The sequence below is a fragment of the Silvimonas sp. JCM 19000 genome (genome assembly GCF_054652575.1).
The window spans coordinates 114178-139202 of sequence record NZ_BAAIHC010000004.1 but is presented as its reverse complement, the minus strand read 5'-3'; the positions used below and the strand labels follow the sequence as shown (position 1 = coordinate 139202).

Below are 25025 nucleotides of genomic sequence, written 5' to 3'. Positions count from 1 at the left end.
TGGCCCGGACCATAGGGCTGAATATGGCGCCAGTTTGTTGGATTACTGGAGACATCATCATGGAAAACACCCCTTGGGAAACGCTGTTTACCTCGGATATCGGTCTGCTTAGCCTGTTCACCATCGGATTTATCTGTGTGATGGCCGTGTATATCTTTATGTTTGTGCGCAAAAACGTGCTGAATGCAGAAGCTGAGCAAACGCATCCGACCACTAAAGAAGCAAGCGGCCACCACTAAGTCGCCTGCTTGCAGGCAATAAAAAAGACCGCCCACGCGGTCTTTTTTATTGCCTGGCATTTCAAACGCCTAGCGTTTGATCAGATAAAAGTGCTCATGCCGTTCACCCGGGCGGGCGCCTTCCCACAGCAGCATGGTGCCAGGCTGCGCATCGCCCTGGAGCAGTTGCAGATGGCAATCGCCCACGTCGCGCCGGCGCAGCGCGATTGATGAGAAATAATCCACCGACGCCGCCATCGAATCCGACACCAGCGAGCCATCAACGCACCCCGCCGGTTGCCGCGCCACTTCTGCGGCCAGAGTGCGCACTACCGGGCGATAACTCTTGGAGGCATCCAGCCACGGCTGCCACAGTCCCATCAGCGCGCCCCACAGCAAAGTGACACCAACGGCCCAATTAGTGACCGCCAGGCGACCCAAGGGGCGTTTACGCAGCAGTATCAGGCACCACGCAATCGAGATCAGCACGGTAAACACGGTGCCGAGCCCGCCGATATGGGGATGCCATGCCGGACTGGCTTGCGCCAGCGATCTGGCCCAGCTGCCTGGCATGCCGGTTTGCACCACCAGCCACGCCGCCCACAGCAGCAAGGTGCCGAGGCCAAAGGTCATGATGCCAAACCAGTTGAGCGCTGCGGCCGCGCCACGCTGCAAACGATCAATCCCCCCGATGGACAGCACCGACAGCACCGGCAGGATGATCAGCAGGGCCGATTCATTGATGGTATCGCCCGCGCCCGCCAACCAGACCGAATTGAGCACGATGATGGTCAACGGCAACACCACTTTGGGCGATTGCCATTGCGCGCGATTCGACCATGCGCCCCACGCCGCCAACGGCAACACCGGCCAGGCAAACCACAACACAATCGAGAAGAAATAGCCAAAGCTATGGAACATCTGCCACGCCGCCATGCCACCCAAAGGGCCCAGCGCGTAATAACTGTACCAGGTCTGGAAAGCGGTCGGGCTGAAGTGATACAGGTCGACGGGCCAGATCATACCGAGCGGAATCGCCACCACCAGTGCGGTGACCAGTGTGGCGGCGTACCAACCCTTGCGCCACGGCGCCCAGATCAGCAGGGCCAGCGCGGTAAGCACGCTAAGAATAAACTCACCCCAGGACGCCCCCAGCAGCAAAACCAGCCATGACAGTCCCAGCAACAACCCACCCTGCACCGGTTGGCGCAGCGCCCACGCCAATGCGTAAATCTGCCAGGCAAAGCTGACCAGCAACAGCAGATCGGGCGCCAGATGATGGCCCCAGATGATCAAACCAATCGAGCCAATCAGCGCCATCACGCCCACCCGGCCCTGGCGCCGGCCGTATAGCTCGCGCCCGGCCAGACCCACGCCCCACATCGCCAGCGACATCCACAACCCTGTCACCACGCGCGCGGCATCGTGGATTTCCATGCCCAGCTTGTGCAGCGGCCATGCCACCAGCGCCGCGGACCAGTAATACAAGGGGCCGTGGATGAGATAGGCGCTATCGCCGTACCACGGCAGGGTCCAATGCTGGCCTTGCATAAAATGCTTGATGACTGCGGCGGTCTCAAGCTCGGCAGGCTTCCACGGGTCATGACCAATCAAACCAGGTATCAGCCACACCAGGCAAAGCAGCAGCAATAGCCACGGTTGTTGGTTGGGGGGAAGCGGCGCTTCACGATCAGCATCGGGTACATAAGTGAGCATGGCAGCGATTTTATCTTTTTGAGACGGCGATGCACGGATCGCACAAAGACAAAAAAGGCAGCCTCATTGAGCTGCCTTTTTGCGATACAGAACAACGGAGAGCAATTAGCCCTTGTTGCTGCTGTACATGGAGTATTTCTGACGGAATTTTTCCACGCGACCTGCGGTATCCAACACCTTTTGCTTGCCGGTGTAGAACGGGTGGGACTCGGAGGACACGTCCAGACGCACTACCGGGTATTCTTTGCCATCGGTCCACTTCATGGTTTCGCCGCCGCGGGCTTTCATGGTGGATTTGGTCAGAAATTTGAAGTCAACGCTGGCATCAAAAAAGATGATGTCGTTGTATTCGGGGTGGATACCTTCACGCATGTTACTTTCCTTTTTACTATGAGCGCGCCGGGGTTGTGCCGACGCAAAACGCGCATTATTTCAGAAGCGGCGGCATCCCGCAAGGATAACCGCCGTCATGCAGCCACAGTGGCTGCTTAGCGACGCATCGAATCAAAGAAATCCGCGTTGTTTTTCGTCGCCTTGATCTTGTCTTGCAGGAATTCCATCGCTTCCAGATCATCCATCGGGTACAGCAACTTGCGCAGCACCCAGATTTTCTGCAACTGGTCTTGCGGGATCAACAGCTCTTCACGGCGCGTGCCGGAACGATTGATGTTGATGGCCGGGAAAGTCCGCTTTTCCGCCATGCGACGGTCAAGGTGGATTTCCATGTTGCCGGTACCCTTGAATTCTTCGTAGATCACATCGTCCATGCGCGAACCGGTGTCGATCAGCGCGGTGGCGATAATGGTCAGGCTGCCGCCTTCCTCGATGTTACGGGCGGCACCAAAGAAACGCTTGGGGCGTTGCAAGGCGTTGGCATCCACGCCACCGGTCAGTACCTTGCCGGAAGCGGGCACCACGGTGTTGTAGGCACGAGCCAGACGCGTAATCGAATCCAGCAGGATGACCACATCTTTTTTGTGCTCAACCAGGCGCTTGGCCTTTTCGATAACCATTTCGGCCACTTGCACATGGCGGGTTGCCGGCTCATCAAACGTGGACGACACCACTTCGCCCTTCACCGAGCGTTGCATCTCGGTCACTTCTTCGGGGCGCTCGTCAATCAGCAGCACAATCAGGGTGACGTCGGGATGGTTGTTGGTGATGGCGTGCGCGATATTCTGCAGCATCACGGTCTTGCCCGACTTGGGCGGCGCCACCAGCAGACCGCGTTGGCCGCGGCCAATCGGCGCGATCATGTCAACAATACGGCCGGTGCGGTTTTCTTCACCGCGGATATCACGTTCGAGTTGCAGACGGCGCGTGGGAAACAGCGGCGTCAGGTTTTCGAACAGGATCTTGTGTTTGGAATTTTCGGGCGGCTCGTCGTTAACCTTGTCGACTTTCACCAGCGCAAAATAACGTTCGCCGTCTTTGGGCGTACGGATTTCGCCATCAATGGTGTCGCCGGTATGCAGGTTAAAGCGACGGATTTGCGAGGGGCTGACGTAGATATCGTCAGGGCCGGCCAGATACGAAGTATCGGGGCTGCGCAGAAAGCCAAAGCCATCGGGCAGGACTTCCAGCGTACCGTCGCCGAAAATGCTCTCCCCTTTCTTGGCCTGGTTTTTAAGCATCGCAAAAATCAGATCTTGCTTGCGAAGACGACTGGCACCGTCGATTTCATTGGCGATGGCCATCTCGACAAGTTCTGAGATAGGTAGATGTTTCAGGTCAGACAGATGCATACGATTGGGCCGTGGCTGCTCTTGGAATTGAGATATATCAGGGAAAAGGGAGAGGAATGCTTTTGATGTTTGCTGCTGCGGAAGGACTCCGGAGCAAGCAGGAATTGCGTCAGATTATAGGGAGGCAAAACAGGCTGTCAAGCCACCCGCGGCAGAGGTCTGTCGCGGGTGTTGTATTCTTGCCGTGGCGGCTACAGAAAGCACCGCCGGCGCGGCCGCAGAATTACAGGTTGCTATCCAGGAACGCGGTCAGTTGCGATTTGGACAATGCGCCTACCTTGGTCGCTTTGACTTCACCGCCCTGGAACAGCATCAGGGTGGGGATACCACGGATGCCGTACTTCGGCGGCGTGCCCTGGTTGTCATCGATGTTCAGTTTGGCCACTTTGAGCTTGCCGGTGTATTCGCCAGCTACTTCGTCAAGGATCGGAGCGATCATCTTGCACGGGCCACACCACTCAGCCCAATAGTCCACCAGCACGGGGGTTTGGGATTGCAGTACTTCGGTGTCGAAGGTGGCGTCGGTTACGTAAGTGATATGTTCGCTCATAAGAGTCTCCAGATTTCAGTAACGGTGGTGCGTTAATCGCATAAATGCGCAGCGGTCATTATGCTAACGGATAGGAATATGTAATCCCAATCAAATTTAGCCGTGGCCGTCATACAAAAAGACTATGAGGGCCAATGCGGCTATTTCAAGCTTCAATCAATCCGCATTATAGGGCGGCTGCCACCGCATCGGCCAGTCGCTCTACCGCGGTCACCTGCATGCCCTCGATCGGCTGGCGCGGGCGGTTGGCATGCGGCACGATGGCGTGCGTAAAGCCCAGCTTGGCGGCCTCGCGCAAACGTTCCTGACCGCGTTGCACCGGGCGCACTTCGCCGGCCAGACCGACTTCACCGAACACCACCAGCTTGTCAGGTAATGGTCGATTTTTGAGTGAGGAGACAATGGCGATCAGCACCGCCAGATCAGCTGCCGGTTCGCTGATGCGCACGCCGCCCACGGCATTGATAAATACATCCTGATCAAACACCGCCACCCCGGCGTGCCGATGCAGCACCGCCAGCAACAAGGCCAGGCGGTTCTGTTCGACGCCGACGGCCAGCCGCCGTGGCTGCGGCGTATGCGCGTCATCCACCAGCGCCTGCACTTCCACCAGCATGGGCCGGGAGCCTTCCTGCGTCACCAGCACGCAGGAGCCCGGCACGGGTTCGCGATGTTGCGACAAGAACAGCGCTGACGGATTGGCCACTTCTTTCAGACCGCGATCGGTCATGGCAAACACGCCCAGTTCATTCACTGCGCCAAAGCGGTTCTTGATGGCCCGGATCAATCGAAAGCTGGAATGCGTATCGCCTTCAAAATAAAGCACGGCGTCAACGATATGCTCCAGCACACGCGGCCCGGCCAGTGCGCCTTCTTTGGTCACGTGGCCAACCAGCAAAATGGTGGTGCCATTGCGTTTGGCAAAGCGGGTCAGTTGCGCCGCGCATTCGCGCACTTGCGCCACGCTGCCGGGTGCGGAGGTGAGCGCTTCGGAATACAGCGTCTGGATCGAATCAATCACCGCCACTTGCGGTTTCTCGGTGGATAGCGTGCCGAGGATTTTTTCCAGATTGATTTCGGGCAGCAAGCCGATCGGCGCGTCGCCCAGTTGCAAGCGCTTGGCGCGCAAGGCAATTTGCTGCGCGGATTCTTCGCCGCTCACATACAACACGCGTGAGCGTGCCGCCATGGCGGTGAGCGCCTGTAATAACAAGGTGGATTTGCCGATGCCCGGATCGCCGCCGATCAAGACCACGCCCCCCGGCACCAGGCCACCGCCCAGCACGCGGTCCAGCTCATCCATGCCGGTGGGTGTACGCGGGATTTCTTCGGTTTCAACGTCGGCTAGCTGGCGCACGGCACCGTCCGCCGCCAGCGACTGGAAGCGTGTGGTGGCCTTGGGTTCGGCCACGGCTTCGACGAGGGTATTCCAGTCCGCGCAATGCGGGCACTGGCCCTGCCACTTGGGTGAGGTGCCACCGCAGGACGTGCAGGTGTACATGATCTTGGCTTTGCTCATAGGCCGTATTAGACCACAAGCGTGCCGGTTAACTGTGCCCCGCGCTCCGGAATCTCGCTGCCATTCTGGATGCGCTGGTGCCGGGCGATGCGATGGCCCACGCAAGGCCGAGGCTGGCGCCTTGAAATGTGCGTTGCCCCTGCGGGGTTACGCACCCTAAGCGCGAGCGATCCGGCATGCATAGGGTGGGTCTGGACCCACCACTCAAAGCCGCATGCCCAAGGCGCAGCAGCTGGTTATGGTTCTGGCAGATGGGTCCAGACGGGTCATCCCAGTGCCACCCCGGGCAAAATGCCGGGATCAGGAGATGTACTGGAACAGACTATTGCCCTGAATCTTGGAATAAGTCTGGCGCGCCGCTTCCAGCAAGGTCTGGTTCTGCGAAAAGCCACTGATGGCTGACGCATAATCCAGATCCTGCAGCCCCGACAAGGTCTGGCTGTAGTTCAGGCTGACGCTGGAGTTGATGGTCTGCACCGCCGTGATTTCGTTCTGCCACGCGCCGGTGCTGGCGTTGACGCTCAGCACATTCTGCAGTGCGTTATTCAGATTCGACATCACGCCATTCAACGCATTCTGGAATTTGGTCTGGTCTGCGCCACTGGTGCTGGTGGTATAGGAGTTCAGCGCCGAAGAGAACTGCGAAATCGTGCTGAAAATATCCTGGTTCTGGCTGGCGTCAACGCTAAACGTATCGCCATCGGCCGGCGTGCCGGTAATGCTCATCTTTACGCCAAAATCCCAGCCGGGCACCGGCAATGTCGCACCGGCGGCCGGCGCCGGGTCGGTGCTTTGCGCGGCAAATACGATATCGCCGCCATCGGTATAGCTACGCGGATACGGGTTAACGCCCGCAGCCGCAGTGCGGTCACCGGCGGTGTAATCGTAGCCATCAATCATCGAATGGTTGTAGTTCGGATTGGTGGTGCCATCGGTCAAGGTCTGGCGGTTGTCGACGATGTCGTAATTGACGATGGGCTTGCCGCTCGGATCAGCCGTATTGGTGATCGAGTTGAATTTGACGCTGAAGTCTTTGACGTTGGACGCGCTATTCCACTTGGCCTTGTCCAGCACTTCGCCTGCACTGACCAGGCCGGTGCCGGAATTAGTATCGGCCGCGGCGGTGGCAAAGGTGCCGTTGCCATCTTTGATAGTCTGGAATACCTGCGAGCCGTCGCTCGACACCGGCAAATTGCGCGAGGCCGAAATCTGGATCTGCCGTTGCCCCTGGTCGCCGTTATAGGTGACGTTGCCAAAGCCGGTTTCAGTAAACGGCTTGGTGCCGCCAGCAAAGCCCGAGAACAGATACAGGCCACTGCCGTCAGTGGTGTTGGCCAGACCCATCAGTTGCTGATACGAGCTGTTCAGCGAGGTATTGATGATCTGCTTTTCCGCCGAAGTCAGCGTCGGGTTACCCGCTTGCACCGCCAGCGACTGGATGTCCTGAATGGTGCTGGCCACCGAAGCCAGCGCCGACGTCTGGTTCTGCAGCGACGTGTTGGCGCTGTTGCTGTTGGTGGTGTACTGGGTAACGATGCTGGCCGATTGCGAGACATACAGCGCGCGCGACGCCGCGATCGGATCATCCGACGGGCTCAGCATTTTGCGACCCGTCGACAGCTGTTGCTGCAACTGGGTCTGTTGATAGTACAAGTCGTTCAGGCTGGTCGTGCCCAGGTTGTACAAGGTACTGCTCGCGACGCGCATGATCTGCTCCGGTTACTTCTTGTGCAATACATCGGCCAAAGCGGCAAAAACTTGAATGCCGCCAGACGTTTGCATGGCATTAACTGATGATGTTCTCGATGGCCTGGAAGGTTTGCTGGGCAATCTGGATGACCTTGCTGGCCGCCGTATAGGCTTGCTGATAACGCAGCAGATTGGCCGCTTCTTCATCCAGGTTGACGCCCGCCAGGGAATCGCGCGCGGTAGTGGCCTGGGTCAGCACCGTATCTTGCGCCGTCGCCATGATCTTGGCTTGCGACGTTTGTGTGCCGATCTTGGACACCATCTGACCGTATACATCTTGATAGGTCGATTTACCGTTATCGAGCAACTTGGTGGTCTGCAAGGATTCCAGCGCCAGCGCGTTGCGGCCGTCGGCGTTGCCCGATGTATTGGGTGCCACGCCTATCGAATCGCCCGCTGCGGGCGTGCCATCCAGCGTCATTGACCATCCATTGAAACTGACCTGCATGCCCTTGGTATAGTTCTGCGCCGCTGTGGTTACGCCGGTCACCGCGTCGGTGATGGTGAAACTGTTGGCGGTATTGAAATTGATCGTTACCGGGTTCTTCAGCGCCGTGCTGACTGCGCCTTGCGTGGTATCGGTCGGCGGGGTGTCGACCAGCGGCTGCGTAATGGTCAGCGAGCCGCTGTTATTGCCTGGCGGCACCACGGTAAAACTGTCACCCGTGGCGAATGAACCGCTGTTCAGGTTGACGGTAAACCCGTCCATCGCCAGCGGAAAGCCTGCGCCCGTGGTCGATACGCCATCCGAAATACGCGTTAAGGAGTAGTTGGTGCCGTCATACGACACTTTGTAATCGCTGCCGGTCAATTTGGTTTTGTCGGTGACCGTGCCGGACAACAACGCGGTGCCGGTGTTATCAGCCGCGCCGTAGAAGGTCACGGTATTGGCCGCGCCCTTCCCCACCGTAGCGGTAATGGGCGAAGAAGCCGCCACTTCGGTCGGATCAGAAATCGCCACCGACATCCCCTGGATCACACTGCTAACCGGCTGGATCTCAAAACTGTCGCCTGCATTCATGGCGCCCGACTTGATCTGGACTGCAATCCCGTCCGCCCCCACCGCGCCAGCCGCCACTTGCGCCGGGGTAAACACGGTCTGGGTGTTGTCGCTCAGTCGCGTCATCACATATTGGGTGCCGTCATAAGAGAACTTGTAGTTGCTGGCGGTCAGCTTGGTGGTGTCGCTGATATAACCGGTCAAAGCGGCATTGCCGGTGTTACCGGTATTGCTGAACACATTGCCCAGAGACGGCGGGAAAGACGCGGTGGCGCTGGTACCGGTCGCCGTCGCGTCGGTGCCGGTGATCTGCGCCGTGACGCCCAGTGCGGTGAAGCCGGAGGTCAGCTGTGCCGCGGTAATCGACGCGGTCTGGCCGTCGGTGGCGCGGGTTAGCGTGTAGTTGCCGCTGGTGGCGTTGTAGCTGAGCGAGAAATCCGATTGCGGGATGGCATTGTCCGGGGCGGTCAGGGTCACTTTCTGGCCGTTCAAAGACATATCGACATTATCCGCGCGCGGATAATCAAACAGGTTCTGACCCTGATCGCCGTTCAGATCAATCCCGGCGCGGTGTTGCGCGTTAAAGGTTTGTGCCAGCCCGAGCGCGGTCAGGTTCAGCGTGTTTTGCGCCAGCGACAGCGAGTCATTGCGGTAGGTCAGCAAACCCTGTAGCGAGCCGCCAGTAATTTGCGAATCGGGCAAATACACCGTCACATTGTTTTGCTGATAGGCAATCTGCGTTTTGGTCGGATCATCCCGCGACGGCACGGCCGCCAGGTTAAACGAATTACCGCCCACCACCACGTTCTGGCCGCTGCCGATAAACACGTTCATGCTGCCGTCGCTTTGCGTCAGCGTGGTGGCTTTAACGTATTTGTTCAGGTCCAGCACCAGTTGATCGCGTTGGTCGAGCAAATCGTTGGGCGGCTGGCCTGAAGCCGATTGCGTGGCGATCTGGCCATTCAGCGTGGCGATCTGGGTGGTGATCGAGTTGATGCTGTCGACGGTGGTGCTGATTTCGCCATTCAGCGTTTGCGCGTTTTCGTTCAGCTGGTCGTTGAAGGACTGAAAGCGTGACACCAGGGTGCCCGCGCTGGTCAGCATGGCGGTGCGCGACGGCGTATCAGCCGGCGAGGTCGCCACATTCTGTACCGACGAAAAAAAGTCCTGCATGGCCGGCGAAATACCCGCAGTCGGATCCGCCACGATATTGTCGATATCGTTCAGATGGGTCAGATAGGTATTCAGAAAGCTGTCTTGTGTCTGCGCCGTTTGCTGTTGCTTGGTCAGAAACTGATCGTAGGCGCGCTGGATGGTATCCACTTTAACGCCCATGCCCACAAAGCCGCTGCCCGTCAGTTGCGGGTATGGCGCGCTTTGCTTGATGGCCTGACGTGAATAGCCCGGCGTCGCTTCGTTGGCGATGTTATGGCCTGTGGTGGTCAAACCCAGGTTGGCGGCGTTCAGTGCCGAAACACCAATGCTGAATACACTCATTCTGTTGCTCCGTTACGGCCCACCCGGTGGTTCTGGGCAGGCGCGGTCATTCCTTTGTATCGGCGTAAAGCGCCAGGACTTGAAGCCCGGCGGCGCCGCTCATCCATTGCGACGCCTTAAGCGGCTTCGTCCTGCAAGTGTTTCTGTACCCGCTGCGCCACCAGCGCCAGCTTGCTGGCATAGGTGGGATCCGTGGCGTAACCACCGGCCTGCAAGGCCTGGCCGTAGCTACGCGCGTTATCGCCTGCGCCGACCGCATCGCCGAAGCGTTTTTTGATCAAGCTGGCGTAATCGGCAAAAGCATCTGTATAAGAATCGTAGGCCCGGAAGGTATCGACTTTCTTTTGCGCCACACCGTTTACATATTCGGTGGTGGTGACGGTGGCGGTTTTGCCTTGCCAGTCTTTGCCCGCCTTGATGCCAAACAGGTTGTGCGTGTCCTTGCCGCTGGCATCGGTCAGCGGCTTGCGGCCCCAACCGGTTTCGAGCGCGGCTTGCGCCATCAAGACATGCGGTGCCACGCCCAGGGTGGCGCTGGCGCTTTGCGCGGCACCGGCAATGCGCGCCACAAAAGATCCGCTTTTGCCGCCCGTAGCGGCATCTTTTGCCGCCTTGCCCGAGGTACTTGCCGCATCCGGATCGGTGCTCTGGTTAGCTGGCGTCAGCGCATTGGGCGGGGTATGCCAGGCCTGCTGCAATAGCGACGGGTCTTGCTGAATCTGGATCTGACGCACGATGGCATCAGCCAGGCCAAGGCCGCCGTGCTTGCTGAGCGAGCTCGACATCTGCTGGTCAAACATGCCCTGAAACATCTTCACATTCGAGGTATTCAGCGTGTCGTACTGCGGTGTGGCGTCACGCATGGACTTGAGCATCTGCTGCATCAGCAAGGCTTCAAACTGTTGCGCCACGGCTTTCACGCCCTGCTCCGGCGATTTGGCCGCAAGCGTACGCAACTGCCCCACGTTGTTGGGGTCGATCACGAAATCCTGACCGGTACTGCGGGCGGCGGAGGGGCTGAGCATGATGGGCATCGAACACGGTAGATACCCCTATCAAGCAAACACCGTGCCAGCCAGACAGCACCCCGGGCATAGGGTGGGTCCAGACCCACCTCTCAAAGCCATTTGCCACGTGCGGTGAGCGTGGCCCGCCACTTTGGTTGGTGGGTCCAAGCCCACCCTATGCGGCGGTGACCAGGCCGATCGATTCGTCCCAGATGACAAACCCGTTCTTGCCGCGGTGTTTGGCTTCGTACATCGCGGCGTCGGCGCGGCGGGTGGCCAGGTCAAGGCTGAGGTGGGCGTCAAAGATGGCGATGCCAAGGCTGCCGCTGATGCCGTAGCCGATTTCGCCAACGCGTTGCACGATGCGGCGGGCGATCGCATCAACCTGCGTTCTGGCGTAATGCGGGGCGACGTTAACCGCCACCACAAATTCATCGCCGCCCCAGCGCCCGGCCAGATCATCCGGCCGCAGGCAAGCGCGCAAGGCGGCGGCGGTGGCGATCAAGACCTGATCACCCGTGTCGTGGCCAAACTGGTCATTAACGGCCTTGAAGCCGTCCAGATCCAGCAACATAAACACCATGCAATCACCCGCCTGTAGCGACTGCTGCCGTTTACGCTCGGCCAGTTCCATCATTAATTTGCGGCCGTACAAGCCGGTGAGCGCATCGAGCTGCGCGGTTTCCAGTTCATCAATGATGCGGACCTGGTTGAGCGCGGCTTCCCGCAACAGCCGTTGCGCCTGGCTTTCACGCACGGTGGCACGAAACCCCCACAGCACGGCCGCCACCAGCACCGCCAGCGTAATGGCCGCCTCGATGGCCGTGGTGGCGGTGCGGATACGCCACGGCCGCAGCGCCAGATCGTGCGACAGTGCGGCGTAGCCGATCACGCCAAATTCCGGCACGCGTTGCCAGGCGGCAATGCGTTGCACGTGGTCCAGCGGCGACGGCATATCGTAGATGCCGTTGCCGGCATCGCGATCACGATACAAGGCTTCGTCTTTGACCGACCGCCCCAGCACGGCGTCCAGATCGGGGGTGCGTGCCACGATGCGACCGTCTTCGCTATAGATGCCAAAGATAAAGCGCGCATCAAATGACATCAGCGCATAAAAATCATTGAGGTTATCGATACGCAAGGCGACCAGCGCCACACCTTCGACATGGCCATCGCGCGCAAAAATCGGCCGGGATACGCCGTATACCAACTTGTTCGAGACGCGGGAGCGAAATGCCGTCGAAACATAAAACCGCTGCCCGGCCAGCGCGGCCTTGAAGAAATCACGGTCGGCCGAATTGACATTGGTGGGCGCCGGATAGGCCGATGATTCCAGCACCGGCTTGCCGCTGCGATCAAAAATCCACACCCCCTGGCAATCGCTCACGTTGTAGGCATAGCTTTTAAGTCGCCACCAGAAATCGAGCGAATTGATCTGCGCAATCCCCCCCGCGGCCGATACCATGCCCAGCGTCTGTTGCAGCGCGTTGTCGGCCTCTTGCAGCGTGTTGCGCGCATGCGCCGCCGCCACCCGCGACAAAGAGCCGACGATGGCGCGCTGCTGGCGCATGGTTTCTTCGTAATCACGATAAACCGAATGCGCCGCGCTGCCTCCCAGCACCACGCACAGCATGCCGATGACCGCCAGCTGTGGGTTTTTCTGGACAGTGCGCCGCAGACGGATCAGCCCGACGCGCCAGGAGACAGGAATACGCATGGCTTATTTGATCAGCGCGCGCGCGTGATGTTGGAGATGGTCATCGATCAGGCTGGCAATAAAGTAATAGCTGTGATCATAGCCAGCATGGCGCCGCAGCGTGAGCGGGTAGCCGGCGCTGCGGGCGCTGTTTTCCAGCGTCTCTGGTTGTAGTTCGCGCGCCAGAAACTCATCGGCTTCGCCCTGATCGATCAGCGTCGGCACCGCTTGCCGTGCCTGGGCCAATAACAGGCTGGCATCCCATTCGCGCCAGTCTTCCGGCTGGTCACCCAGATAAGCGCGAAACGCCTTCTGCCCCCACGGCGTGGCAGATGGATGACTGATCGGGGCAAATGCCGAGATCGATTGATAGCGCCCCGGATTGCGCAGTGCCAGCACCAGGGCGCCGTGGCCGCCCATGGAATGCCCGGCGATGCCCCGTTGCGGTAGCACCGGCAATTCGGCTTCGATCAGCGCGGGCAACTCGTGCACCACGTAATCATGCATGCGGTAATGCGCGGCCCACGGTGCTTGCGTGGCGTTCAGATAAAACCCCGCGCCCTGGCCCAGATCGTAGGCCGGGTCGTTGGGCACGTGTTCGCCACGCGGGCTGGTGTCGGGGCACACAATCGCCAGCCCCAGTTGCGCCGCCATCCGCTGCGCGCCGGCTTTCTGGATAAAGTTTTCTTCAGTACACGTCAGGCCAGACAGCCAGTACAGCACCGGCACCTTGTGATGCGCAGTGGCTTGCGGCGGCAGATACACCGCAAATTTCATGTCGCAGGCCAGCACGTCAGAGTGATGGGCAAAACGATGCTGCCATCCTCCTGCAGCACGGTTGGCGGAGAGCGGCGTCAACAATTCGGGCATGGCTTTCTCGGTTTACAGGTCGTAATGGATCACGCTACGGATGCTCTTGCCTTCATGCATCAGATCAAAGGCCTTGTTGATGTCCTGCAGGCCCATGGTGTGCGTAATAAAGGTGTCGAGCTCAAATTCGCCCTGCATATAACGATCGACGTACCCCGGCAATTCGCTGCGGCCACGGACGCCGCCAAAGGCGCTGCCCTTCCACACCCGGCCGGTCACCAGCTGGAACGGGCGCGTGCTGATTTCTTCGCCCGCCCCGGCCACGCCGATAATGATCGATTCGCCCCAGCCCTTGTGGCAGCACTCCAGCGCCGAACGCATCACCTTGGTATTGCCGATGCATTCAAACGAATAATCCACGCCACCATCGGTCAATTCGACAATCACTTCCTGAATAGGCTTGTCGTAATCGGCCGGATTAATACATTCGGTGGCGCCCAGTTGTCTGGCGATTTCAAATTTGGACGGATTGATGTCCACGCCGATGATGCGCTCAGCACCCGCCATCACCGCACCGATAATGGCCGACAGGCCGATACCGCCCAGACCAAAGATGGCCACGGTACTGCCGGGCGTGACCTTGGCGGTATTCATGACTGCGCCCATGCCGGTGGTGACGCCACAACCCAGCAGACACACTTTTTCCAGTGGCGCGGCTTTATTGATTTTGGCCACGGCAATTTCGGGCAGCACGGTGTATTCGCTAAAGGTTGAGGTGCCCATGTAATGAAAGATGGGTTTGCCGTCGAGCGAAAAGCGCGAGGTGCCATCGGGCATCAGACCTTTGCCTTGCGTGCTACGGATGGCCTGGCACAGATTGGTCTTGCCCGAGCGGCAGAACTTGCACTGGCCGCATTCCGGCGTGTACAGCGGAATCACATGATCGCCCACCGCCACCGAAGTAACACCGGGGCCGACTTCCATCACGATGCCGCCGCCTTCGTGGCCGAGGATGGCCGGGAAAATGCCTTCAGGGTCAGCGCCGGACAAGGTATAGGCGTCGGTATGGCAAACGCCAGTGGCGACGATGCGGACCAGCACTTCGCCGGCTTGGGGCGGCGCGACATCCACTTCGACGATATCCAGTGGTTGACGGGCGGCCCAGGCAACAGCGGCGCGGGATTTAATCATGGGACAACTCCTGGCAGTGGCGCATTGCGCGCCTTGGTAGGACGGGGGAATTCGGATTGAGATTATATTAGTCGTTCAACGTTCATGCTGATGGCATCGCAAATTCTGCTGGCGCGCTGCCTGGCGCAATCGCTGAGACCGCAGCAGATGCCCGGACCTGCGCGCGATAGCGGGGGTCAAGACCCACCACGCAAACCCGCAGCCTGGACACGCAATTTATGCGTTTCTCTCCAGGGCCTGGGCTGGTGGGTCTCGACCCACCCTATCGCTTCAGCGTGTTGCGGGCGGAGTCGGCGCTGGCCGTGCGGCATAGGTTATTTATCAAAGCGCGGCCGTTCCGAGAACGCGGCTTCGGCCAGATCGATTTCGCGCACCAGGGTAGATAGCGTTTCATCATTGATTTCATCGGCTTTATGCAGGCGATAGGCTTCTTCGCGTTCCGCCCGTACCGCCACGCCGCGCAGATTGCGCATCAGGCGCTCTTCGCGCACCACGTGTTCGCGCGCTTCGGCCTGGGTTTCCAGCACGGCAATGCGGCGCCGATAGATTTCCATCAGTTGCGCGGCCAGCGTGGTGATGCTGGCGGCGTCGGTATCGCTCATATCCACGCCCAGCGCATCGCGTTCACGTTCCAGCGCGGCAATGGCGGCGTGCGCAATCGCTGCCCGTGCCCGATTTTCTTCGCGATGATGGCGCGTGTCGGTAGGCGCGCTGACATTGCGTAATAGCAGTGGCAGACCGCTTGCACCCAGCAATAAGGACAGCAGGATGATGGCGGCGGCAATAAAGATCACCAGATCACGCGCCGGGAATGGCGCGCCGCCGGGCAAGGTGAGCGGCAGCGCCAGCACACCGGCCAGCGTTACCGCGCCGCGCACGCCCCCCAATGTCATCAGGCTGAGCGTGCGCCAGCCCGCGCTGACATGCAGCAAGCCTTGTTTGCGCAAAGCGGCCCGCGCGGTATAGCGCAGCGCCCAGACCCAGATAAACCGTAATACATGCAGCGCCAGCATCACCGCCAGCACATAGCCGACCAGTTGCCACGCGGCGGTGGCGCTGTCGTGATGCGCCTCGACCAACGCCCGGCCGATGATGTGCGGCAATTGCAGGCCCAACAAAATAAACACCAGGCCGTTAAAGACAAACTCGATCATGGTCCAGGTGCTGTTGGCTTGCAGCCGGGTCGCCAGACTGGTGGTTTTGAACAGATCGGATGCATTCACCGCCATCCCCGCCGCCACCGCCGACAAAATGCCCGATACACCCAGGCGCTCGGCCACCAGATAGGCCGCAAACGGCAGCAGCAGCATCAGCACCACTTGCGGCCCCGGTTCGTCGCCACTGAAGGACACCAGCACATTGCGGCCCCAGGCAAAGGCCACTCCCAGCAGCGCGCCGCACGCCAACCCACCCAGCGCAATCAATACAAAGCTGGCGGAAGCATCCAGTAATGAAAACGTACCTGTCATCGCGGCCACCACCGCGAACTTGAACGCGACCAGGCCGGACGCGTCATTCATCAACGCCTCGCCTTCCAGAATCTGCAGCAGCGTATCCGGAATACGCCCCTTGCCGACAATGCCACCCAGCGCCACGGCATCGGTCGGCGACAACACCGCCGCCAACGCAAACGCCACCGGTAAAGGGATTTCCGGAATCAACCAGTTCACAAAATAACCGACGCCGGCGACGGTAAAGAAAACCAGACCCAATGCCAACGCCAGGATGGGCCGTTTGTTCTGCACAAACTCGCGACGCGGCGTGCGCGCGCCATCCAGAAACAAGAGTGGCGGAATAAACAACAGTAAAAACAGTTCCGGATCAAAGGTGACGTGCAAGCCGAGCACGGGCCAGGCCAGCACAGCACCCATCGCGATCTGCATCAAAGGCAGGGGCACCGCAAACGGTAGCCACTTTCTGGCGACGCCCGAGAGCGCCACCGCCAGCAATAAAACCAGCACGGTAAACAGTATTTCCATCGGCAAACCCAGTATTTGTGCGGTGCAACCCTGTAAGCACCGCGGATGAGAGGCATGGTGCCGCGCACGGCGGGGCAGCACAACTTGCATATTGCCGACAGCTCGGCACATTAGTGCTTTCTAATGGTTTGTAAGACCTTGCCCTATACTGACTGTCAGCTGCCGACGAACGGTATGTTTTACCCCTTAATTTCGCCTTAAAAGGGTTTGCTTACAGAATCTTTCATGATTACTATAAGCACGTCGTCAGCAGGCGGCTTTCACAAAACCAACATATCAGTCTGTCACAAGGAGTTTTCACAATGCGTTCTATCAAATTTCTGGCTGTTGCCGCAGCCTCCGCTTTCGTAGCAATGTCCGCTCACGCCACCACCTACGATCTGGGTACCCTGGGCGACAACGACAGCGCTTACAAGCAAGTTAATGTTACCGGCGCTTTCGACGACATCCTGACCTTCACGCTGTCCGAAACGCTGAGCGACGTGGGCTCTTCCGCTAGCTCCACCAACCTGAAAGCCAAGGTCGGCTTCAGCTACGACATCATCAACGGCGTTGTGAGCCTGTTCAAAGAAGGCAGCTCGGTTGCCATTGGCTCTTACAACTTCAGCGGCACCACCGGTGATGACACCAGCTGGTTCAACGGCCTGGCTGCTGGCAACTACTACTACGAAGTGTCGGGCGTTGCCGATGGTTCGAAGGGTGGCCTGTACTCGGTAGACACGAACGCCTTCGCGTCCACCGTTACCGCTCCGGTACCGGAACCCGAAACCTACGCCCTGATGGGTCTGGGCCTGGTTGCTCTGGTTGCTGCTCGCAAGAAAAAGCGCGCTTGAGCGGACTGGCAAGTCGCAAATACAAAACCCGGCCTCGGCCGGGTTTTTTGTATTTCCATACATGACGTCGCCACGCGGACTGGGCGCGCCGGAATCATCCGGCTCGCACCCCGCGCCGTTTATTTGGTCAGCGCGTCCAGCTCATCCATCACCTTGTTCATGCGCGCGATGATGGCCTGATACGGCGCAGGGCTGGCCATATCCAGACCGGCGCGTTTGACGATCTGATATGGATCATCCGAACCGCCCGCCTTTAGCATATTGAAATACTGCTCGCGCAGCTTGGTGTCGCCCTTCTCGATGCCTTCGGCAAAATACGCGGCCGCGCTGATCGAGGTGGCGTACTGGTACACGTAGTAATCGGTATAGAAGTGCGGGATGTATTCCCACTCCGCGCCATACAGATCATCAATATGCATCACGCCTTCGGCATCACCGTGATAGCGCTTGAGCAAATCCAGATAGATTCTGGTCAGGTCCGCACCGGTCAGCGACTGGTCTTTCTCGATGGCTTCGTGTGACTTCAGCTCAAATTCGGCAAACATGGCCTGGCGGAAGAACGTGCCGCGCAGCAATTCGAGTTGCTGGCTGAGCGCATAAACCTTTTCAGCCTTGGTTTTGGCATGCGCAGCTACGTAATCGGCCAACAGCATTTCGTTAGTGGTCGACGGGATTTCTGCGACAAAGATCGAGTAATCCGCGGTCTCGAACGGCTGCGCGCCATTGGCCAGCACCGAATGCATGGCGTGACCCCATTCATGCGCGACGGTGCTGACGCTTTCGTAATCGCCATTGAAGCTGGTCAGGACAAAGGGATGCACGTCGTAGGCGATGCCATTCATATAGGCACCGGACCGTTTGCCCACCTGCGGCACTGCATGCATCCAGCTGCCGAGGAAATTCTTGCCCAGCGCATCCACATATTCCGGCCCCAGCGGCGCGACGGCCTTGAGCGTCAATTGCTCAGCTTCAGCCAGGGTGTAGGTCTTGGGCGGTGCGGCCAACGGCACGTAGATATCGGAATATTGCGACTGCTTCAGGCCCAGCAAACGCGCGCGCAGTTTGAAGTAACGGTGCAGCGTTGGCAGGCCTTTATTGGTCTCGGCCACCAGCGTGCGGTAGACCGCCTCTGGCGTATTGCCGCGGGACAGGAACATATCCAGCGAGTTATCAAACTTGCGGGCGCGGGCATTAAACACCGTGCCACGCAAATGCGCCACGTACACCGCGCCGATGGTGCGCTCATACGCCTTGTAGACCGGCCAGAACGCCTTGAACACCTGGGCACGCACTTGCGGATCGCGATCGGCGCGCAGATGCACATAGGTTTCCTGATCCAGCGTGTACTTTTTGCCGCGTACAGTGATTTGCGGCCACGGCAGATCGGCATTGGTCAGCAAGCTATAAATGGCTTCGGGCTGGCCCAACGGGTCTGCCGCGGCCGCCAGCAAGGCTTCTTGCTCCGGCTTCAAGGTGTGTTCGGCCAGGCGTAGCATGGTCTCAAGCTGGTAGCGGAATTTGCCCAGGCCCGGCTCGGCCTTGATAAAGCCTTCTACTTTGTCTTTGCCCATGGCCGAGATTTCAGCCGGGATAAACGCAGTGGCTTGTTCAAACTGGTTGGCAGCGGAATCGCTCTGCTGACGACGCGCCTGGTTAGCGTCAATTTTGGTGTTTTCGTCGGCCTTGAGGCTGGCGTAGGTATCAAGGCGATACAGCGTGCGGCGCGCATCCGAGACCGTGGTCAATGCTTTGAGCAAGCTGGCCGGGCTGGTGCCCAGCGTGCCTTGCAGCGCGGCCAGTTTGGGCAGATCGGCCACCAGGCTGGCACGGGCGGTATCCCACGCGGCATCGCTGGGGTACAAGGCGGTCAGATCCCACACCGCGGGCGGATTGGCGGGTGAGAATACCGTCGGCGCGGCCACGGGGGTGGCGGCATGCGCGGCGGGCAAGCTCGCGAGGGCAAGAGCAATGGCTACGGCAGAAGCTAAGGCAGTGCGTTTCATCGGGGCAGGACTCTCGGTAAGGGTCGCGGGGGTCGGTCAAAAACGTGCGGTGCAGGGATATGCGCCGCGCAGCTCTAAGAACCGGGGTGCGGGCATTCTGCCGTAGCCAGCCGTGATGATGAAAGCATTGCCGTGTAATTAAGAGAAGATGAGCGCGATTGGTGCAGCCGACGTTGCGCCAGCGCCACGTTGCACCCCGCCAGGGCGCGAATTGTCTGACGTTGCAGCCAAGTGAAGCGCTTACACCACAATGGGTGTCTGCCGCCTGGGCGTTGTAATATCTTTGCGCTACATTGAATTCACTTCAACCACCGTGGAGAACTCCATGAAGTTGCAACTTAGCAAATGCGCCGAGATGGTTCGTGAACGTAATCAAAGAGATGAGGACCGCGGCGTAGCGCTTGGATTGCAAGAGAAGCTCAAGCGCCAGGGATCGGCGCGGCGCGCGCTGCAAGAGCGGCGCGAAATGCTGGAAAGCATGGCTGAACACCGCGAAGAATATTCTGTGATGTAAACCCCGAACAAACGACAACGCCGGCAATTGCCGGCGTTGTGCTTGGTGTCGCGAACGGGGATGTCGGCGCGCCCGGAGCTTGAGCGCTGCGTTTATCCCCTGCCCGATCAGGCGTGTGCGCGACGGCGCTGCGGTTGGCGCGCGATGCGGGCCAGTTGCGCCAGCGCGGTGTCCTGCGCGGCACGCACGGCGTGATGCACGATGGTCATCGGCTCGCCGTCCACGCATTGCCAGTCAGTCACCGGCACGCGGTGTTGGCCGTCAAAACGGACCAGTTGATACCAGCCATTAAGGCCAGCGCCCACGTTGACGGGGCGAACTTCGACATTGACGTCGTAATGCTTGAGGTTTTCCATGGTTTACTCCTTCGGAATCGTTGTTCCGTCAGGTAGCACAAGGCAAACCGGCAAGCGGCCGGAGCAGAGGGCAATGCCCGTCAGCGGGGGTACACGGAAAGAATGAGGGGTCAGACCGGGAACATCAGCAAACTTCATTGCCGCGCTACAGAGGGCTTTCCGGCTTGCGGAATAAAACGCCATGCAGCTGCAGATCCAGCCGTTTGCCGGCATAAGAGCCAGCTACGCTAACGGCGGAAGATTGCGCGGTCGGGAGTGCGTCAGGTGTGGTGTTTGAACTGAGCAGCCAGAAAGGCTGGAGAGAAAACAACTTTAAGTACAACTGAGGAACTACATCGGTTTAAGCGCAATAAGGCCCGGATTCTGCCCGAGCCCGACAGATGCGTCAAGCCTGTTGCCGCATTTTTTTTGCAGCGTGTCAATTTCCGAAAATCGCAATCGCTTTCTCCGCCACATCGGGCGCGGGAATTTCCAGCATGACCCCGGCTTTGGCGCGGGTTACCGCCACATATAACTCGCGCCAGCGCGGCGCGGTTGGCTGCAGCAAATGCGCGCGCCAGCCCGCCTGGCCGCAGGGCAACAACACTTGTTCGTACTCGTGGCCCTTGGCGTGCAACACCGAGGTCAGCACCAGCGCGCCAGCATGACGCTGCTTGATAAAGCGGGTAATGCGCTCATCCCAATGCTCGAGCAAAGCCGCCGGTTCGGTCTGGCCAAAGCGCTCGGCGATGGCATCCAGCAACAGACCGGACTGCCGCCCCGCCGCCGGGTGCTGCGCGCGTTGGTGCAGCAAGGCGTGCAATTGCAGATGTTTGATCGCGCTCGCCAGCCAGTTGGGCCACGCTTGCGCCTGGCGCATCTCATCGGGCAACACCCTGGCCAGCTCCGCCACGGCAAAGCCGAAGATGGCTGCGTCGCCGGTGACCAGGCGCTGGCCGTCCACGCGCGCGCTGTTTAATCCCAAACCGTGCCGCAAAGTGTCGCGTAGATCGGGGTCGATATATAAGGCGGGCACGTCCAGCAACAAATCAAACGCAAACACATGATTGACATGGAATGCGGGCAAGCGCCCGAACAACTGGCCGTACAACAGCGCCAGCCCGCGCAACAAACGGAATTCGTGACCATGGAACACATACGGCACGCGCTCCACCGGTTTGAACGGCACATGGGCGTCAAGCAAGCGCAACTGCAACGCCATGCAATCGGCGGCGGTGGGCAGGATGGCGCAATGCGTGTCCAGCGGCACGCCTTGCGCGCGGCAATCGCCCAGCCATGCGATCAGATCGGTGGTGTTGCGCGTCTGCGCCTGCTGCGTGCGCGCGCCGCTGGTGACGGCGGCACCGGGCTGCAGTTGCTGCACTATGCGCTCGGCGATGCGCGCAATGCGGTGGCCATAGCGCCACGAGCGCGTCAGCGTCAGTACTTCCAGCCCAGGCAAGCCGCTGGCGGCCTCAAAGGCAGAAAACGGCTTGAGCCCGCGCCAGGCAAAGATGTCTTGATGGCGGTCACCAATCAATAACAAGCGACAGCCCGCGCTGGCCATCACCCGCAGCAAATCAAAATGCAATGCCTTGGTATCGTGGAATTCGTCCACCAGTATGGTGTGGATTTGCCGCGCCTTTAAATAACGCACCAGCGCTTTGGGGTCGCCCGCCAGGTCATAGGCCGCGCCTTCAACCCCCACCAGGTGGTAGGCGGCTTTGCGGCGTTGTTCAAAGCGGGTAAACAGATCGTAAAACCACGGCGGCAGATCGAGGCTAGCCAGATAATCCTGGCGCTGCTCCAGGTCTTCTTCGTCGAGAAATTCTTCTTCGGCCTGCATGCTGGGATGGCGGAACACGTTGGCCACGCGCACATTGGCAATCAGTTCCAGATGGCGGATCAGGTCATCTTCACGCGCAGGGATATCGCCTTCCCACACATCGTTCAGCTCATCTACCAGCTCGGCCAGCAGTTCGAGCATATGCCCGGTGCGATTGACCGCGCCGCGCCGTACTTCTTCCGGGGTGAAATAACCGTCGCTGGAATAACTGACGCCCTGGTCGTGCCCGCACAGCACTTCATAGGCCAGACGGTCAAAGGTGTAGACCGCGTCGCGCGGCAGGTGCTGTTCAGCAAAATAACGCTCATGTACCTGGCGAAAGCGCAACTGCCCGGCATTGGAGAACGTCAACGCCAGCGTGCCCTGCCCGCCCAGCGCTGCGCGCGCATGCACGGCCACCGTGGTCTTGCCGGTACCGGCGCCTGCTTCCACCAGCCAGTGCGCGGCAAAGCGTTGCCGTTTGATCACGGCGGCCACGATGGCGGATTGTTCGGGCGACAAGGACGGCAAATCAAGCATAAGGCGGCTTCGGGCTGGGGACGGCGGAGCGCGTAGTGTAGTCGCCGCCGCCGGCCCAGTCACGCCACCGGCTGGCTAGTTGGTGACGCGCTGTATGGCCCCCAGCGATTGCTGCAGATCACACACCGAGCGGCGGCAAGCAATAAAGCGGATATTGTTTTGCTGCGCCAACTGCCGATAGTTGCGCATGACGTTATGGCCCATAAAGTCGGTAAACAGAATGATCAGATCCGCCCCGTGCACGCTCACCGGCTTGCGCTGGTGCGAGGCATCGCGGCCACTCAGATGGCCGTTGATGCGTATACCCTGGCTGGCCAGGAAGTGGGGGATATTGCCGAGACGATCAGCGCCGACGAGGTAGGCTTTCATGCGTGCTCCGTGCCGCAGTGGCAGACAAGGAGCAGGCTAGCATTGCTTTTACATTCGATTTAATAATATTAAATCGCCTTGATATTCTTTGATCGAATATAAAACGCAGGACGAAAAAAGAGCGCGTCGGGGGCGACGCGCTCCAGCCAGTCGGTTCAGACTGGTCACGGGCGAACTCACAAGGGCTGGATATCCAGCTTTTGCATCAAGGCACGGTCCCGCGTTACATCCGGGTTACCCGTGGTCAGCAATTTGTCACCATAAAAAATCGAGTTGGCGCCAGCCATAAAACACAGCGCCTGCATGGCTTCCGGCATTTGCTGGCGGCCAGCGGACAAGCGCACGTAGCTTTTGGGCAGCGTAATGCGGGCTACGGCGATGCAACGCACAAACTCGGTCCAGTCGACCGGCTCGGTGCCATGTAACGGCGTGCCTTCCACCTGCACCAGGTTGTTGATCGGCACGGATTCCGGCTGCGGCTCAAGATTGGCGAGCTGGGCGACCAGGCCAGCGCGCTCAGCACGGGTTTCGCCCATGCCGACGATGCCGCCGGCGCAAACGTTGATCCCGGCCTGGCGCACTTTGCCCAGCGTATCCAGCCGGTCGCTGTATTCCCGCGTCGAGACGATATCGCCGTATTTTTCCGGCGCGGTATCCAGATTGTGGTTGTAGTAATCCAGCCCGCTATCGCGCAATTGCTCCGCCTGGCCCGGCTTGAGCATGCCCAGCGTGGCACAGGTTTCCAGCCCCAGCGCCTTGACGCCGGCAATCATCTTCTTCACTTCATCCAGATCGCGCTGCTTGGGGCCACGCCATGCCGCGCCCATACAGAAGCGGCTGGCGCCGTTTTCACGCGCAATCCGGGCCACGTCGATGACTTCATCGGCGCTCATCAATTTCTCGTTATCAACCCCGGTGTGATAACGCGCGGCTTGCGGACAGTAACCGCAGTCCTCGCTACAGCCACCGGTCTTGACCGACAGCAGCGTTGAGAGCTGTACACGGTTGGCGTCGAAATGTTCACGATGCACTTGCTGCGCGCGGAACAATAAATCGTTAAACGGCAGATTGAACAATGCCTCTACCGCCTCTACCGACCACGCACCGGACTCGGGGTGGGGGGTGGAGCGCTGGAATTCGATGGCTTGCGCAGCAGGATGATTCATCGGTTTTTTTCCTGGGTAATGAACAACATTCAGGCCATTCTGGGCGAGCGCAAAAGCAATTGTCAAATTTCAAACGATCATTTTTGAACAAGTGGCAACAGGCGCGTCAGGTCTTACCGCCGCAGATGTGTTGGTTATGCGGTGCAGTGGGCGCTGACCGACTATGCGCACCATGCCGCGCAGACCTGCCGTGGCTTAGCCAACCGGTCTGCCCGCGCTGCGCCATGCCGCAAGCGCGTGGTCAACGCTGCGCTGCATGCAAAGCGCATCCGCCCGCCTTTGCCCGGGTTGCGGCGGCGTTCAGTTATGGCGGTTGGATTGCGCCGTTGATACTGGCGGCCAAGCAAGGCCGCTGGGCCCTGTGTGGCGCCCTGGCGCATTGCGCTTTACCCCACGTGGCCGGGCAAGCGCACCCGGCTTGTCTGGTGCCGATTCCGCTGCATGCGGCGCGCTGGCGCGAGCGCGGTTACAACCAGAGTGCCGAGATTGCCCGGGTCTGGGCCAAGGCTCTCGATCTGCCGCTGCGCGGTGATTTACTCCAGCGCACCCGCGACACGCCACATCAAACCGGGGCGCGTGGGCAAGCCCGACGTCGTAATCTGCGCCAGGCCTTTGTCTGCGGCGGCGACGTGCGCGGCCTGCATATCGTGCTGGTCGACGATGTCATGACCACCGGCAGCACCTTGCATGCCGCCGCGCGGTGTTTGCGGCAGGCGGGCGCGGCGCGCGTGGATGCCTGGGTGCTGGCGCGTACCTTGTGAGG

The 25025-nt window shown here is 59.7% G+C and carries 20 protein-coding genes and 1 pseudogene; 4 read left to right on the top strand and 17 right to left on the bottom strand.

Annotation, left to right across the window (positions count from 1 at the left end; translation table 11 throughout):
* Positions 1-59 precede the first annotated feature (59 nt).
* On the top strand, positions 60-239 hold the full coding sequence (locus ACYQ1A_RS05700) for a DUF3149 domain-containing protein (RefSeq protein ID WP_499360922.1): 180 nt from the start codon (positions 60-62) through the stop codon (positions 237-239).
* A 69-nt stretch (positions 240-308) separates the two neighbouring features.
* Here ACYQ1A_RS05700 and ACYQ1A_RS05695 read toward each other — a convergent pair whose 3' ends face one another.
* The 12 genes from ACYQ1A_RS05695 to ACYQ1A_RS05640 form a co-directional block, all read right to left on the bottom strand.
* Positions 309-1934: an ArnT family glycosyltransferase gene (locus ACYQ1A_RS05695; RefSeq protein ID WP_499360920.1), complete on the bottom strand. Its 1626-nt coding sequence runs from the start codon at positions 1932-1934 to the stop codon at positions 309-311.
* Positions 1935-2039: 105 nt separating this feature from the next.
* Positions 2040-2306 carry a type B 50S ribosomal protein L31 gene (locus tag ACYQ1A_RS05690; protein ID WP_053936582.1) on the bottom strand — a complete coding sequence of 89 codons (267 nt, stop codon included), beginning with the start codon at positions 2304-2306 and terminating at the stop codon, positions 2040-2042.
* 116 nt (positions 2307-2422) lie between these two features.
* A complete protein-coding gene (rho, locus tag ACYQ1A_RS05685) occupies positions 2423-3679 on the bottom strand; it encodes a transcription termination factor Rho (protein WP_053936581.1) in 1257 nt (418 codons plus the stop codon).
* Between the two features lie 223 nt (positions 3680-3902).
* On the bottom strand, positions 3903-4229 hold the full coding sequence (trxA, locus tag ACYQ1A_RS05680) for a thioredoxin TrxA (protein ID WP_053936580.1): 327 nt from the start codon (positions 4227-4229) through the stop codon (positions 3903-3905).
* 166 nt (positions 4230-4395) lie between these two features.
* Positions 4396-5748: a DNA repair protein RadA gene (gene radA / locus ACYQ1A_RS05675; RefSeq protein WP_499360918.1), complete on the bottom strand. Its 1353-nt coding sequence runs from the start codon at positions 5746-5748 to the stop codon at positions 4396-4398.
* Between the two features lie 300 nt (positions 5749-6048).
* Complete coding sequence (gene flgL / locus ACYQ1A_RS05670; protein WP_062221905.1) at positions 6049-7455, bottom strand: flagellar hook-associated protein FlgL; 1407 nt, start codon at positions 7453-7455, stop codon at positions 6049-6051.
* A gap of 79 nt (positions 7456-7534) precedes the next feature.
* Positions 7535-9994, bottom strand: a complete 2460-nt coding sequence (gene flgK / locus ACYQ1A_RS05665) for a flagellar hook-associated protein FlgK (RefSeq protein WP_499360917.1) — start codon at positions 9992-9994, stop codon at positions 7535-7537.
* Between the two features lie 116 nt (positions 9995-10110).
* On the bottom strand, positions 10111-11019 hold the full coding sequence (gene flgJ / locus ACYQ1A_RS05660) for a flagellar assembly peptidoglycan hydrolase FlgJ (protein WP_499360915.1): 909 nt from the start codon (positions 11017-11019) through the stop codon (positions 10111-10113).
* Positions 11020-11176: 157 nt separating this feature from the next.
* The gene (locus tag ACYQ1A_RS05655; protein WP_499360914.1) at positions 11177-12718 is read right to left on the bottom strand and encodes a diguanylate cyclase domain-containing protein; all 1542 of its coding nucleotides are present in this window, start codon (positions 12716-12718) and stop codon (positions 11177-11179) included.
* Between the two features lie 3 nt (positions 12719-12721).
* Positions 12722-13567, bottom strand: coding sequence for an S-formylglutathione hydrolase (gene fghA, locus ACYQ1A_RS05650; protein WP_499360913.1), 846 nt, complete (start codon positions 13565-13567; stop codon positions 12722-12724).
* A gap of 12 nt (positions 13568-13579) precedes the next feature.
* A complete protein-coding gene (locus ACYQ1A_RS05645; RefSeq protein ID WP_499360912.1) occupies positions 13580-14698 on the bottom strand; it encodes an S-(hydroxymethyl)glutathione dehydrogenase/class III alcohol dehydrogenase in 1119 nt (372 codons plus the stop codon).
* Between the two features lie 314 nt (positions 14699-15012).
* Entirely contained in the window at positions 15013-16677 is a 1665-nt protein-coding gene (locus ACYQ1A_RS05640) for a Na+/H+ antiporter (RefSeq protein WP_499360910.1), read from the bottom strand.
* 335 nt (positions 16678-17012) lie between these two features.
* Here ACYQ1A_RS05640 and ACYQ1A_RS05635 point away from each other — a divergent pair.
* A pseudogene (locus ACYQ1A_RS05635) lies at positions 17013-17510 on the top strand (FxDxF family PEP-CTERM protein); the annotation flags it as partial.
* 119 nt (positions 17511-17629) lie between these two features.
* Here the strand turns inward: ACYQ1A_RS05635 and pepF are convergent.
* Positions 17630-19513: an oligoendopeptidase F gene (gene pepF / locus ACYQ1A_RS05630; protein WP_499360909.1), complete on the bottom strand. Its 1884-nt coding sequence runs from the start codon at positions 19511-19513 to the stop codon at positions 17630-17632.
* Positions 19514-19838: 325 nt separating this feature from the next.
* Here pepF and ACYQ1A_RS05625 point away from each other — a divergent pair, with 325 nt between their 5' ends.
* Entirely contained in the window at positions 19839-20027 is a 189-nt protein-coding gene (locus ACYQ1A_RS05625) for a hypothetical protein (RefSeq protein ID WP_499360908.1), read from the top strand.
* A gap of 107 nt (positions 20028-20134) precedes the next feature.
* Here ACYQ1A_RS05625 and ACYQ1A_RS05620 read toward each other — a convergent pair whose 3' ends face one another.
* The 4 genes from ACYQ1A_RS05620 to bioB form a co-directional block, all read right to left on the bottom strand.
* Positions 20135-20383, bottom strand: coding sequence for a hypothetical protein (locus tag ACYQ1A_RS05620; RefSeq protein ID WP_499360907.1), 249 nt, complete (start codon positions 20381-20383; stop codon positions 20135-20137).
* A 418-nt stretch (positions 20384-20801) separates the two neighbouring features.
* Complete coding sequence (locus ACYQ1A_RS05615) at positions 20802-22727, bottom strand: UvrD-helicase domain-containing protein (protein WP_499360906.1); 1926 nt, start codon at positions 22725-22727, stop codon at positions 20802-20804.
* A gap of 75 nt (positions 22728-22802) precedes the next feature.
* Positions 22803-23096, bottom strand: a complete 294-nt coding sequence (locus tag ACYQ1A_RS05610; RefSeq protein WP_062225477.1) for a DUF2325 domain-containing protein — start codon at positions 23094-23096, stop codon at positions 22803-22805.
* A 176-nt stretch (positions 23097-23272) separates the two neighbouring features.
* Entirely contained in the window at positions 23273-24262 is a 990-nt protein-coding gene (gene bioB, locus ACYQ1A_RS05605) for a biotin synthase BioB (protein WP_499360905.1), read from the bottom strand.
* Here bioB and ACYQ1A_RS05600 point away from each other — a divergent pair.
* Entirely contained in the window at positions 24172-25023 is an 852-nt protein-coding gene (locus ACYQ1A_RS05600; RefSeq protein ID WP_499360904.1) for a ComF family protein, read from the top strand. The genes bioB and ACYQ1A_RS05600 overlap by 91 nt on opposite strands.
* Positions 25024-25025 lie beyond the last annotated feature (2 nt).